This window comes from Rhizobium sp. Leaf384 (assembly GCF_001424065.1).
Taxonomy (GTDB): domain Bacteria; phylum Pseudomonadota; class Alphaproteobacteria; order Rhizobiales; family Rhizobiaceae; genus Ferranicluibacter.
In genome coordinates this window covers 192,513-204,556 of the sequence record NZ_LMQE01000008.1, presented here as the reverse complement: position 1 = coordinate 204,556, position 12,044 = coordinate 192,513, and the positions used below count along the sequence as shown (strand labels likewise).

The 12,044-nt window shown below is 61.9% G+C and carries 12 protein-coding genes; 2 read left to right on the top strand and 10 right to left on the bottom strand.

Annotated features, from left to right (window positions below; all coding sequences use genetic code 11):
• Positions 1-79: 79 nt before the first annotated feature.
• The 4 genes from ASG25_RS18720 to mtgA all read right to left on the bottom strand — a co-directional run bounded on the left by ASG25_RS18720 (position 80) and on the right by mtgA (position 2,468).
• Complete coding sequence (locus ASG25_RS18720; RefSeq protein ID WP_062477636.1) at positions 80-487, bottom strand: hypothetical protein; 408 nt, start codon at positions 485-487, stop codon at positions 80-82.
• Between the two features lie 219 nt (positions 488-706).
• Positions 707-889 (bottom strand): 50S ribosomal protein L32, encoded by a 183-nt coding sequence (rpmF, locus tag ASG25_RS18715; protein WP_062477634.1) that lies wholly within the window; start codon positions 887-889, stop codon positions 707-709.
• A 172-nt stretch (positions 890-1,061) separates the two neighbouring features.
• Complete coding sequence (locus ASG25_RS18710) at positions 1,062-1,709, bottom strand: glutathione S-transferase family protein (protein WP_062477629.1); 648 nt, start codon at positions 1,707-1,709, stop codon at positions 1,062-1,064.
• 72 nt (positions 1,710-1,781) lie between these two features.
• Positions 1,782-2,468 carry a monofunctional biosynthetic peptidoglycan transglycosylase gene (gene mtgA / locus ASG25_RS18705; protein ID WP_062477626.1) on the bottom strand — a complete coding sequence of 229 codons (687 nt, stop codon included), beginning with the start codon at positions 2,466-2,468 and terminating at the stop codon, positions 1,782-1,784.
• 456 nt (positions 2,469-2,924) lie between these two features.
• Between mtgA and ASG25_RS18700 the strand changes: the two genes are divergently transcribed.
• Positions 2,925-3,839: a polyprenyl synthetase family protein gene (locus tag ASG25_RS18700; protein ID WP_062477624.1), complete on the top strand. Its 915-nt coding sequence runs from the start codon at positions 2,925-2,927 to the stop codon at positions 3,837-3,839.
• A gap of 76 nt (positions 3,840-3,915) precedes the next feature.
• Here ASG25_RS18700 and hydA read toward each other — a convergent pair whose 3' ends face one another.
• The 5 genes from hydA to ASG25_RS18675 form a co-directional block, all read right to left on the bottom strand.
• Positions 3,916-5,322, bottom strand: a complete 1,407-nt coding sequence (gene hydA, locus ASG25_RS18695; RefSeq protein WP_062477621.1) for a dihydropyrimidinase — start codon at positions 5,320-5,322, stop codon at positions 3,916-3,918.
• A gap of 36 nt (positions 5,323-5,358) precedes the next feature.
• Positions 5,359-6,624, bottom strand: coding sequence for a cysteine desulfurase-like protein (locus ASG25_RS18690; RefSeq protein WP_062477618.1), 1,266 nt, complete (start codon positions 6,622-6,624; stop codon positions 5,359-5,361).
• A 26-nt stretch (positions 6,625-6,650) separates the two neighbouring features.
• On the bottom strand, positions 6,651-7,412 hold the full coding sequence (locus ASG25_RS18685; RefSeq protein WP_062478093.1) for an amino acid ABC transporter ATP-binding protein: 762 nt from the start codon (positions 7,410-7,412) through the stop codon (positions 6,651-6,653).
• A gap of 11 nt (positions 7,413-7,423) precedes the next feature.
• Positions 7,424-8,095 carry an amino acid ABC transporter permease gene (locus ASG25_RS18680; RefSeq protein WP_062477616.1) on the bottom strand — a complete coding sequence of 224 codons (672 nt, stop codon included), beginning with the start codon at positions 8,093-8,095 and terminating at the stop codon, positions 7,424-7,426.
• Positions 8,096-8,157: 62 nt separating this feature from the next.
• The gene (locus ASG25_RS18675) at positions 8,158-8,955 is read right to left on the bottom strand and encodes an ABC transporter substrate-binding protein (protein WP_062477613.1); all 798 of its coding nucleotides are present in this window, start codon (positions 8,953-8,955) and stop codon (positions 8,158-8,160) included.
• Positions 8,956-9,206: 251 nt separating this feature from the next.
• Between ASG25_RS18675 and ASG25_RS18670 the strand changes: the two genes are divergently transcribed.
• Complete coding sequence (locus tag ASG25_RS18670; protein WP_062477609.1) at positions 9,207-9,905, top strand: FCD domain-containing protein; 699 nt, start codon at positions 9,207-9,209, stop codon at positions 9,903-9,905.
• Between the two features lie 75 nt (positions 9,906-9,980).
• Here ASG25_RS18670 and ASG25_RS18665 read toward each other — a convergent pair whose 3' ends face one another.
• Positions 9,981-11,843 carry an AI-2E family transporter gene (locus ASG25_RS18665; RefSeq protein ID WP_244479449.1) on the bottom strand — a complete coding sequence of 621 codons (1,863 nt, stop codon included), beginning with the start codon at positions 11,841-11,843 and terminating at the stop codon, positions 9,981-9,983.
• Positions 11,844-12,044: the final 201 nt, after the last annotated feature.

Here is a 12,044-nt window from a genome sequence, read left to right as displayed (position 1 = left end):
CGATGAGCGACGGGACACGGTGGCGACGGGGTTTGTCGCCCGTCGTGCCACACCCTCGGTGCGCTTCCAGGATGCGCAATCAGAGCCCGATCGAGACATCCCGCCCGGCAGTGCGCATCGAGATCGTGAATCCGGCGACGACGTCGATGAAACTGATCACCATCAGGATGAAGAAGACGTCGGTTGCGGCGCCCGCCACGAGCAGGAACTCGATGAGAAAGACGATGAAGAGCACCATCGACAGGATATGATCGAAAAGGGTCTTTGAGCTTGTCCGGGTGGCTTTGAGAATTTCCACGAACAGGAGAGCCAGGCTTCCGACGATCAGGACATCACCGACGCTCATCTGCCAGGTCGCGCCCGACAGCATGGCAAGGCTTGTGACCGTGTTGTCGAAAGCGGCAACGCCGCTCGATCCGAAGGCTCCGGTCATGGCAAGATTGTAGAGCGCGAACGGCAGGATCAGGAGGGGGATGGATGCGAGCATGGCAGGTTCCTGTCTGTCGAGATCATCTGGCTTGGTCCGGGTCGTGCCGAGGTATGAACCAGCCGTGCACAGCAAACAAGGCACGGGTAGAGCAGGCAACAACGAGAGCAGCAGACCTTGAGAACGCAGAAAAGGCCGGCGCGAGGCCAGCCTTTTGCAAATTCGATCGCTTCGACGTCGTTCGGCATGGCCAAAAGCCGTTAGCCGGACAGACGAGGATCAGCTCGCCTTCGGGGTCAGAACCTGACGGCCACGATACATGCCGGTCTTCATGTCGATATGATGCGGGCGACGCAGTTCACCGGAGTTCTTGTCTTCGATGTAGGTCGGGGTCTTCAGCGCATCAGCAGAACGGCGCATGCCGCGCTTCGACGGGCTCGTTTTTCTCTTAGGAACAGCCATTTCAAACACTCCACGTATCGGGGGAAACCACCAGTCTGCGGACCGTTGAACGGGCCGGGATGAAGGCGTTTCAATCTCGGAATTGGCCGGGCTTATACATGCTAGATGTCCTCTTGGCCAGACCCCACAGGTTTTTTTTGACGCCGCATTGCGAACGAACAGCAGGTCGCTCTCAGGCTTCGTCTTCCGGTACGATCCAGGTCTCTTTGAGGGCATCGGCCTGCCAGGCAAGAAAAGCCGGATGCGCCTTGACGGCCGCCATGTAGGCCAACGATACCGGATCCTGCGTGAGCGCATAGATCTCGAACCGGTTGACGACCGGCGCGAACATGGCATCCGCGGCCGTGAACCGCCCGAAGAGGAAGGGTCCGCCGGACCTGGCCAGAGCCTGGGCCCAGATTGCCTCGATCCGCGCAACGTCTTCCGCGACGCCGTTCGGCAGAGCGATGGCTCCGACCGGGCGGCGAATGTTCATCGGGCAGGCGCCGCGGAGCGCGCGAAAGCCGGCCAGCATTTCCATCGAGATGCTCCGGGCTATCGCACGGTCGATCTGGCCCTCGGGCCACAAGGCGGCCTGCGGAAAGAGTTCTGCGACATATTCGATGATCGCCAGCGATTCCCAGACCCTGATATCGCCATGATGCAGGACCGGAACCCGTGCCGTTGGCGAGATCTCCCGGAATTTCGGGTTGCCGTTGGGAAAGTCGAACGGGATCACCACATCGACAAAAGGAACGCCGCAGGCTTTCAAAGCCAGCCACGGCCTCAGCGACCAGGAGGAATAGTTCTTGTTGCCGACATAAAGGACAAGGTCGCTCATGCAAGGGTCTCCTGTAACCGTCCTTGCGTTAGAGCAGACGCCGGAGTGCCCATCCAATCAAAAGGCGTGATTTCAGGGATAAAGGCACTTGATGTATTCGCCCGACGCCCCCGCCCGACGCTCGATCATGGCTGCGAGCCGCTTCAGTCCCCGCCCGGGCTTGCCGGCATTGCGGTCGATCGGGTTGGGCAGGGAAACGGCAAGGAGCGCGGCCTGCCGCCGTGTCAGCTTCGACGCCGGGACGCCGAAATGATGCTGCGCCGCGGCCTCAGCGCCGTAGATTCCCGGCCCCCACTCGGCAATGTTGAGGTAGATCTCCATCAGGCGTCGTTTGGTCCAGACGAAATCAGCGGCCAGCGCCAGGGGCAGCTCCATGGCCTTGCGCACGAAGGAGCGGCCGTTCCAGAGAAACAGGTTCTTGGCCGTCTGCATGGGAATGGTGCTCGCGCCTCGCGTTTGCTCGCCCTCCAGCGCGTCGTCCACGACACCGCGCATCTGGACCCAGTCAACGCCGGCATGCATGCAGAATTGTCCGTCCTCCGACATCATGACCGACTGGACGAGATTGGGCGAGATCTTCTCGAACGGCACCCATTGCCGGTCGTAGCCGCGCAACAGGGCGAGGTCGCGCAGCATGAGCGACGACACCGGATGCACGAAATTCGGAGCATAGAGAATGATCAGCGCATAGGGCAGCAGCAAAAGGATGACGGCGACGACGACGAGCTGGCGCCACCGGCGCCGGATCCGTGCGAGCATGCCTCGTTTGGCGTTTGATGGCAGCGCCTCATCTCCAGCTGTGTCCGGACCGCTTCCTTCCTGCGCCGCCGAAGGTCTTTCTTCGGCCGCGAGCGAAGGCGGCGCAGCCGATCCCTCGAAAGAGCCTGACGACGCATGCGCAAGAGGAGCCTCGAGTTCCGGATGCGGTGCAGGGTCGGCTTCGCGGCCCTCGTCGTCCTCCGGCGTCGTCCAGGACGTATCGGCCTGCAGCTTACGGGACTCTGATCCCCGCGATCCTGGATCACGTGGCTCCGGTACGATATCCCAGCTCTGATCGTCCCGCCTGATCAACCCGTCCGTGGCCCCATCCGTGCTTCTTGTCTTAGTCCAAGACGCTTGCAATTTGAACGTCATTTTCACCGCTGTCCCCGGTGGAAAGGGCATTCCCGGTGAAATTCATTGCAAGTCGCCGCCTGCCCATGCCAAAGAGCCGCCATGAACGCAGCCGCCCTGACCTTCGACGCCCGACTCCGGCAGAGTGCCGACCAGGTCAAGGCCTGCCTTGACGCGCTCCTCGGCGACGCGCCAGCGCCCGACGAGATCGCCCGCCCGCCGGCTCTTCTGGCCGCCATGCGACATGGCGTGCTGAACGGCGGCAAGCGCTTGCGTCCCTTTCTGGTCATGGAAAGCACTGCGCTGTTCGCAGGAGACGCAAAGGCTGCCCTTCGCGTCGCGGCGGCCCTCGAATGCGTGCACTGCTACTCTCTCGTGCATGACGACCTGCCGGCAATGGACGACGACGCCGTCCGGCGCGGCCAGCCGACGGTCCACATCGCCTATGGAGAGGCGAATGCCATTCTGGCCGGCGACAGCTTGCTGACGCTTGCCTTCGACATCCTGGCAGGCCCCGAGACGGTGCTTCCGGATGCTGTAAAGACGGCTCTTGTGCTGGCCTTGGCACGCGCCTCCGGTCTTGGCGGCATGGCCGGTGGGCAGGCGCTCGATCTTGCCGCGGAAAGCCGCGCGCCTGACGAGCAGGGCATCGTCACGCTTCAGGCCATGAAGACGGGTGCGCTGATCCGCTTTGCCTGCGAAGCCGGGGCCATTGTTTCCGGCAGGGATGCCGGCGACCGGGCGCGGCTTCGACAGTTCGGCGAGCATATCGGCCGCGCATTTCAGCTGGCGGATGACCTGCTCGACCTCACGGCGGATGCGGCGACGATGGGCAAGGCGACAGGCAAGGACGAGGCCCGCGGCAAGGCCACCCTTGTCGCCCGCCGAGGTCCGGACTGGGCAGAAGGCGAGCTTGCGCGTCTTGTCGCGGAGGCAAGCGCTCTCCTGACGCCGTACGGCGATGCTGCAAGGACGCTGGTCGAGGCCGCTGCCTTCGTTGCCAATCGCACTCACTAGGCGCGCCCCTGCGAAAGGGCGGCACCCAGTGACCTGACGACGCCGTGCCACGACGATCGTCCGACGACAGCCCTTCCTATCGGATCAGCGCAGACTTGCCGCGCGGCAGATAGGTGCCGCCTGGCTGGTCCAGGGCGACCGGCCTGCCGTCCTCGACCATCGTCCGTCCACGCAGGAGGACGCGGACAGGCCAGCCTGTGAGGGCCAAGCCTTCATAGGGCGTGTAATCGGCGCCATGATGAAGAAGGTCGTTTGTGAGCGTGGTACGCTTTTCCGGATCCCAGAGCGCGAGGTCGGCGTCCGAACCGATCGCGATCGTGCCCTTCTGCGGATACAGACCGTAAAGTTTGGCATGATTGGTGGCGGTAACCGCGACGAAGGTATTGAGGTCGATGCGACCTTTCATGACGCCTTCGGAGAAGAGAATGGGAAGGCGCGTGGCGACGCCCGGAATACCGTTGGGGATCCACCGGAAATGCCGTTTGCCCTTTTCGTTTAACTTGCCCTCGGGGTCGTCGAACCGGAAGGGGCAATGGTCCGAGGAGAAAAGGTCGAACACACCCTGTTCGAGACCTTCCCAGCAGGCATCCTGACTGGCCTTGTCGCGCGGTGGCGGCGAGCAGACGTATTTTGCGCCTTCGAGTGCCTCCTGATCCAGATCATCCGCTGTCAGGAGAAGATACTGCGGGCATGTCTCTCCGGCGATCTTCTGGCCGCGCTGGCGGGCCCGGCGGATCTCTTCCATCGCCTCGCGGTTGGAGACGTGCACGATGACGATGGGGACATCGACGATTTCGGCCAGCGACAGAGCCCTGTGGGTCGCTTCGCGTTCCGCCGCAACCGGACGTGTGGTCGCGTGGAACTTTGGAGCGAACTTGCCCTCGTCCTCATGGCGGCCGATAAGATACCGGATGGCATCCTCGTTCTCGCAGTGGACCATGACGAGTGCACCGGTGCGCCGCGCGGTGTCGAGCGTGGCGAGGATCTCGTCATCCCGCAGGCGCAGGCCTTCATAGGTCATGAAGACCTTCATCGAGGTATAGCCGTCCTCGACCAGCGCCGGCACTTCCTGACCCAGCACATCCGGCGTCGGATCGGTGATGACCATATGGAACGAGACGTCCACATGGCATTTGCCCTCTGCCTTGGCGTGATAGATCTTCAAGGCTTCGCGCAACGATTGGCCCTTCTCCTGCATGCAGAAGGCCATCACCGTCGTGTTGCCGCCGACGGCGGCGGAACGGGTACCGCTGTCGAAATCATCTGCCATGACGATGCCATCGCCGGAGGGCTGGTCGAGATGCACATGGCTGTCGATCCCGCCGGGAAGAACGAGAAGACCGGTCGCGTCGATGATCTCGTCGGCATCCGTCAGCTCGGCCGCAAGAGCCGCAATGCGGCCGTCGCGGATGCCGATATCGCTTTTGAACGTATCGGAGGCCGTTACCACAGTTCCGTTGCGGATCACCGTGTCGAAGCGCATCGTTCTCTCCTTCTTCCCTTGGTCAGAGCCGCTTGCTCAGCTCGCCTTGGCAAGCCCGGCATCGCCGGCGAGAATACGATCGAGGGCTTCCGTGAAGCGATCGATCTCGTCCAGCGTGTTGTAGTGAACCATGGAAACCCGCAGCATGCCGCCATGGTCGGTGAGGCCGAGATATTCCGCCAGCCGACGCGAGTGGAAATCGCCAAAGCGCATGGCGATCCTCTCCGCGTCCATCGCCTTGCAGAGCTCGCCCGCATCGCGGCCGTCGAAGCGGAAGGCAATCGTCGGCACGCGCGAATCGTCCCGATTGGTGGCCTGCCCGACGATGCGGCAGTCGTTGCGCGCACGGAGATAGCCCAGCAGACGCTCGGCCAGCGCATTCTCCTGCGCCGTGATTGCCGAGAAGGCGACCTCGATCTTGCGGCGGGTCGTGCCGGTCTCGCCGGCCTGCTCGCCCAGCGTCGCGAGGTAATCGACGATACCGCAGGTGGCGTATGCAAGCTCGTAGTTCGGGTTCCCCGGTTCCAGCTTCCCCGGCACTTTGTCCTTGCCGTAGAAGTAGTGATAGAGCGTGTCGAGCTCGAGCAGCAGATCGTATTTGCCGTACATCAACGCGTAGTGTGGACCATAGGTCTTGTAGAGGCTGAAGACGTAATAATCGGCATCGAAGGCCTGCACATCAACGGCGCGGTGCGGCGCGTAGGCGACGGCATCGACGCAAATTCGCGCGCCGCGCGCATGCACGAAATCCGCGATTTCACGGATCGGGTTGACCGAGCCGAGGATGTTGGAAACGTGGGTGACGCAGACGAGCTTCGTGCGCTCGGTCATCAGGGGCGCGAGATCGGCAAGATCGAGCGTCATCGTTTCCGTATTCAGCGGCCAGATCTTGAGCGTCATGCCGGCTGCCTGCAACCGGTCCCAAGGCCCGATATTGGACTCATGGTCGCTGACGGTGATGATGATCTCGTCGCCCGGCGACAGCTGGCTCTGCATGGCGCGGGCAAGGTTCTGCAGGAGCGCCGTGGTCGAACTGCCGAATACGATCTCCTCTGGCCGGTGTGCATTGACCAGATGCATGGCGGCCGTTCGCGCCTCATAGAGCGCACGGGCAGCCTCCTGCGAAACGTCGTACGAGCCACCGATCTGGACGTTCTTCTCGATCAGGAATGTGTTGATGCGGTCGAGCGCGCCCTTGAGGATCTGCGATCCTCCCGCATTGTCAAAGAAGGTCCAGCCTCGGCTAAGACCGGGAAACTGGCTGCGCACATACTCGAGATCGAGCGGCGTCGTGGTGGCCATGGGTGTTCCTCCGTATCGTTTTCTTGTTAGTGATTGAGAACGGCGCGCAGGAAGTTGCGTGTCCGCTCTTCTGCCGGATTGTCAAAGATCCGGGCCGGCGTCCCTGCCTCGACCAGGCGTCCGCCGTCCATGAAGATGACGCGGTCGGCGACCTGGCGGGCAAAGCCCATTTCGTGCGTGACGATGATCATGGTGACGCCGGTGCCGGCGAGCTTGCGCATCACATCGAGCACTTCGCCCACCATTTCCGGATCGAGTGACGAGGTCGGCTCGTCGAAAAGCAGCACGCGAGGCTCCATGGCGAGCGCGCGGGCAATGGCGACGCGCTGCTGCTGTCCGCCGGAAAGCTGACCAGGGTATTTCTCGGCCTGCTCGGCGATGCCGACCCGCGCGAGCAGGTCGCGCGCCTTGCGCTCGGCCTCGGTTTTTGTCGTGCCCCGCACCCGCATCGGGGCAAGCATGACGTTCTTCAGGACGGTCATGTGGGGAAAGAGGTTGAACGACTGGAACACCATGCCGACCTCGGCGCGAACCTTGGCCAGCGCCTTGCCGGGCGCGACCCTGATGCCGTCGACCGTGATGGTGCTGTCCGGCGAGAAGGCCTCGAGGTGATTGATGCAGCGGATCAGCGTGGATTTGCCGGATCCGGACGGCCCGATGACGCAGACAACTTCCCCTTCGGCAATATCCAGATCGATGCCGTGGAGAACCGTGAAGGTGCCGTAGGCCTTTTTCAGGTCACGAATGGAGATGATCGAAGGCGCCGACGGCGATGATGACGTGGACATGGATGCGGACATCAGCGTTTTCCCCGTGCGAAATGCTTTTCGAGACGAGCAACGATCGCCACCATCGGCCAGAGCAGCATGACGTAGATGATCGCGGCACCGATCAGCGGCGTCGGATTGGCGGAAAGGGCTTGCGCCTGCGTTGCCTGCTTCAAGAGGTCCGGCATGGCGACGACGGACGCGAGCGCCGTATCCTTCATGACGTTGATGCAATTGTTGGTGAGCGGCGGAATCACGATCCGGATGGCCTGCGGGAGGATCACGTCGATCATCGTGTCCTTGTTGGACAGTCCGAGTGCGGCGGATGCCTCGAACTGCCCGTGCGGAATGGCCTCGATTCCGGCACGGAAGATTTCCGCCGTATAGGCAGCCGAGACAAGAGAAAGGGCGGTAACCGCGGACAGGAAGGGGGAAAGACGGATGCCCACGAAGGGAAGTGCATAGTAGACGACGATCAGCAGGACGAGCAGCGGGATCGAACGGAAGATGTCGATATAGATGCGGATCAGCAGCTTGAAGAAGGCAGGCGCGTACAACCGCGCGATGGCCAGAAACAGGCCGCCGGCGAGGCCGCAGAGAATGCTGGTGACGCCGATCTGCAGCGTGACCACAAGCCCCCAAAGCAGCTGCGGCAGGCTATCGGCCAGCACCTGCATGTTGAAGAAGGTATTGATCAGATTCATGGCCGAGACGGCTCCCTGGCTCCGGCAGGACGGGTCTTGCGTCCTGCCGGTGCGGTTGCGGCTTACTTGGCCTTTGGCATGTCCATGACGGCCACGGTCGAGGTGCTATCCTCGGCCTTGGCGCCGAACCAGGTCTCGTGAAGCTTGGCAATGAAGCCTTCGCCCTTCAGCTTGGTGATCACGTCATTGACCTCCGTAGCCAGCGGATCGCCCTTGTTGAACATGATCGAGTACTTCTCGCCGGTCGGGATGCGTTCGACGACCTTCAGCTCGGGCTTGTCCTTGACGTAATAGAGCAGTGCCGGGATGTCCGAGATGTAACCATCGACACGGCCAGCCACCAGATCGAGCATGGCAGGCTGCAGGCCTTCGAAACGGCGAACTTCGCCCAGCTTGTATTCGGACTTGTGCGCACCCACCCACATGTCGCCGGTGGAGCCGGTGTCGACGCCGACGACCTTTCCGCCCATGTCCTTCAGACCGGCGATGCCGGAGGCAGCCGTTACAGTCAGCGACTGGTCGCTGTCATAATAGGGTTGCGCAAAGGTGACGGAGGCAAGGCGTTTTTCGGTGATGGTGATCGAGGACACCGCCATGTTGATGCGACCGGACTGGACGGCCGGGAAAAGACCGTTGAACGGCGTGTTGACGAATTCGACCGTCTTGCCGAGGCGCTTGGCGATTTCGTTGACGAGATCCACCTCGAAGCCGGTCACCCTGCCGCTCGCATCCTCGAATTCCCACGGCACGTTTCCGATATTGGCGCCGACTGTCAGGTCGGCCGAGAAAGCACCGGTGGTTCCGAAGATCGCGAGGACGCCCGCGAAAAGTGTGGTCTTGATTGCGTTCGTTCGTGTCATGAGAGTTCCCCTTGTTATTTGAACATGACTCAATCTACAGTGGCCTGACTGGTCAGACCAGTCAGGCCAAAGAAGCACGATGCTTTCTGCTTGGCAATGGCTGTGAAAAAAATAGATTGTGCGCCTGCTCACGGGAGCGAGCCCGGATACAGGATGGATGGGTCGACCGCGGATCGCAGATGCACACGCCTTCACAGAAAGCGTTGTGACGCCGGGCTGAGTACGCAGGATCGGGCTGAAATGGGGTTTTCATGCTGAACAAGACGCTCGTTCCACAGTCGGTCGCCCGCGAAATACAGGCGATGATTCAGAACGGCACGTTGAAGGCGGGTGAGAAGATCCCCTCGCAGCGCGGCTTCTCCCAGACGCTCGGCGTCAGCCGCGCTTCTCTGCGCGAGGCCCTTCTGACCCTGGAGACACTCGGGCTTTTGAAGACGGAGGCAGGACGCGGTACCTTCGTCGCAACGGCAGGAGAAGGAACCCAGGGCGCGTCCGGGCACATGGCGCCATGGCGATATTCCGACAGTTATTCCGTGTTCGACGTTTTCCAAACCCGGATCCTTCTCGAGGGTGAGATCGCGCGGCTGTCGGCCGGTCGTCTGACCCAGTTGCAGCTCGACCGCATGGAAACGGCGACGCGGACGATGGAAGAATGCTGGGCGCGCCAGGACCTGCTTTCCAATGTGGAGGCGGATCTCGCCTTTCACGGCACGATCGTTTCGGCCTGCTCGAACGCCATGCTGAAGGCGCTCTATCAGACGGTGCGCGACCAGATCACGGAGACCCAGCGCCAACCGATCCCGATCACCGACCCCGAACGCATGCGCCATTCGATCGCCGAGCATCGCCGCATCATTGCGGCCTTGCGCAACAACGATGCCGCGGCGGCGCGCGGTGAGATGGAAGCGCATATCCGCAACACGGCGCGATGCGCCGGACTGTCGCCGTAGGGCCGCAAGCGGACCGCGTCCGAAAATGTCGGACGAGGGCAATCATCAACCTGTCGGTTATCGGGATGCGCTTTCTCAGGCCGTTTTGGCAAGACGGATGCGCGGTCTGCCGAGCTTTCGCGTTAAGCTCATCAGCGGCACCGGACCGGTGTCGGTCAACGCCGAACGCACCGTTTCGGCAAGTGTAAGCGTGATGAAGTCCGCATTCGTATCTTCCAGCTTCAAGCGCGGGTTATCCTCACCGTTGGCAAGCGGTACGAAAAGACCCACGCGTAGGCCGGGCTTCAAGCGTTTCAGTCGCCGGACGAGATTACGTGCATGCGTCTTGGAGTTTCCGTTGAGAAACGTGAACACGACCGTGTCGATCGCGTCGTTTTCCTTGAGCATGCGCATGTCCGTCATGGAATGGGCGGCAACGAGCGCATCCGCACCCTGGATTTCCAGGAGCTGGGCCAGCATGGTCGCCGCAACGTCATCGATGTCTCCGCGTCCCCCGATGCAGAGAAGGGAATGACCGGTGCCGTCGGGCAGGTCCATCGCCACACTTTCATCCGTGCCGTTGTCCGTCTGCTGGTCGTTCGGCGCCTCTTCCTCGGCTTCCTCTTCGTCGGCGATCTCCGAAAGATTATCGATCAGCGAACGAACGCTGCCGGAAAAGCGCTCGACCTGTGCATCGGACATGACACCGCGCTGCCTGTCGACCTCGCCCAGCAGCAGCGCCGGCATGCCGACCTTTTCATAATAGTCGAGCAGATACTCGTCTTCGAGATAGTCCTCGGCATTGGCCGTCGCCTCGTCCGGATCGCCCGCCAAAAGGCGCTGATAGAGCTTTTCGTGCGGCTCAAGCACGGGATCGTTGCCGAGCAGTACGTCAAGGAAACTGAACTGCGGAACATATCGACCGAGGACGACGAGGCAGACGGTCAGCGGCGTCGACAGCATCAAACCGAGCGGTCCCCAGAGCCAGGACCAGAAGATCGCGGAGATGATGATCGCGAGAGGAGACAGGCCCGTATGCGACCCGTAAAGCCAGGGTTCGACGACGTTGTTGCTGATCAGTTCCGTCACCAGGAACAGCGCACCGACCCAGAGGACAAGCGACCAGCCGGGAGCGATCGCCAGGGCCAGGAAAAGCGGCAGGATCATGCCGATGACAGGTCCGATATACGGGACGAAGCGCAGGACGAGCGTCAGAAGGCCCCAGAGAATGGCGTTGGGAATCCCGAGAAGCCAGAGGCCGATGGTGATCGGAAAGGCGTAGAGCGCATTGACCACCAGCTGCATCAGCAAATATTTGCCGACGCGTTTTCCGGCATCCTGCAGGGCTTCGGTCGTGCGGTGCAGGTCGTTGAGACCGACAAGCCGGATAAATCGGTCGCGCAGATCCTCTCGCTCAAGAAGCATGAAGATAACGAGCACGATGACGAGACCGGCCGTGGCGAATGGGCTGATCAGCGGCAGGATGAGATTTCCGAGCGTCTGGATCGGATTCGAGCGCGTGACGATCTCGACCGGCATCGGCTCCCGCGAGGTCGGGGCGGCAGTGGCATCCCGGCTCTCTTCCGCGCGGGTCTCGATCTCTTCACCGACCCGTTCGACGATGCCGCTGAGGTGCTTCATGATGCCGTCGCCGGACCCCGCCTGCGCCAATGTCTGGACCTTAACGACGATGTTGCGCTGATAGGCCGGGATATTCTGCGCGAGGTTTGCCACCTGCGAGGCGACGATGACGCTGAACAGCGCGATCGCGCAAAAGGCGGAGGCGACCGCGATCATCACAGCGGCGATTTTCGGAACCGAGCGGCGCCGCAGAAACGAGACGATCGGCGCGAGCGTGAAGGTCAGGAGGAGGGAGAGCGCGAGCGGAACGAAGATCTCCTGCCCGACCTTGAGCACGACGGTAACGCAGATCAGGATCAACAGGACATGGCCCGACAATCTGTTTCCTGTGCCGGGATCGCGCGGCAGAGGGAGACCGGTCTTGTGAAGAGGCGGTGTAACGGTCGCGTTGCTGCTCACATGTCTCTCCAAAACCCGCGTAGCGCGGCTTCCGGCCGAGCTTTAGAGAACACTGATGCCGAATATTGGTTCCGTTTGCCGGATCATTATCCACCGGACGATGGGTTCCTGGAAAGGCAG

What these genes read in the sequence shown, in the direction of transcription:
- ASG25_RS18685 (WP_062478093.1), bottom strand. Translation starts at nt 7,412, where the DNA reads ATGTCCACGTCATCATCGCCGTCGGCGCCTTCGATCATCTCCATTCGT.
- ASG25_RS18710 (WP_062477629.1), bottom strand. Translation starts at nt 1,709, where the DNA reads ATGAGCGACCTTGTCCTTTATGTCGGCAACAAGAACTATTCCTCCTGG.
- hydA (WP_062477621.1), bottom strand. Translation starts at nt 5,322, where the DNA reads ATGCGCTTCGACACGGTGATCCGCAACGGAACTGTGGTAACGGCCTCC.
- ASG25_RS18720 (WP_062477636.1), bottom strand. Translation starts at nt 487, where the DNA reads ATGCTCGCATCCATCCCCCTCCTGATCCTGCCGTTCGCGCTCTACAAT.
- ASG25_RS18675 (WP_062477613.1), bottom strand. Translation starts at nt 8,955, where the DNA reads ATGACACGAACGAACGCAATCAAGACCACACTTTTCGCGGGCGTCCTC.
- ASG25_RS18690 (WP_062477618.1), bottom strand. Translation starts at nt 6,624, where the DNA reads ATGGCCACCACGACGCCGCTCGATCTCGAGTATGTGCGCAGCCAGTTT.
- mtgA (WP_062477626.1), bottom strand. Translation starts at nt 2,468, where the DNA reads ATGCTCGCACGGATCCGGCGCCGGTGGCGCCAGCTCGTCGTCGTCGCC.
- ASG25_RS18670 (WP_062477609.1), top strand. Translation starts at nt 9,207, where the DNA reads ATGCTGAACAAGACGCTCGTTCCACAGTCGGTCGCCCGCGAAATACAG.
- ASG25_RS18700 (WP_062477624.1), top strand. Translation starts at nt 2,925, where the DNA reads ATGAACGCAGCCGCCCTGACCTTCGACGCCCGACTCCGGCAGAGTGCC.
- rpmF (WP_062477634.1), bottom strand. Translation starts at nt 889, where the DNA reads ATGGCTGTTCCTAAGAGAAAAACGAGCCCGTCGAAGCGCGGCATGCGC.
- ASG25_RS18680 (WP_062477616.1), bottom strand. Translation starts at nt 8,095, where the DNA reads ATGAATCTGATCAATACCTTCTTCAACATGCAGGTGCTGGCCGATAGC.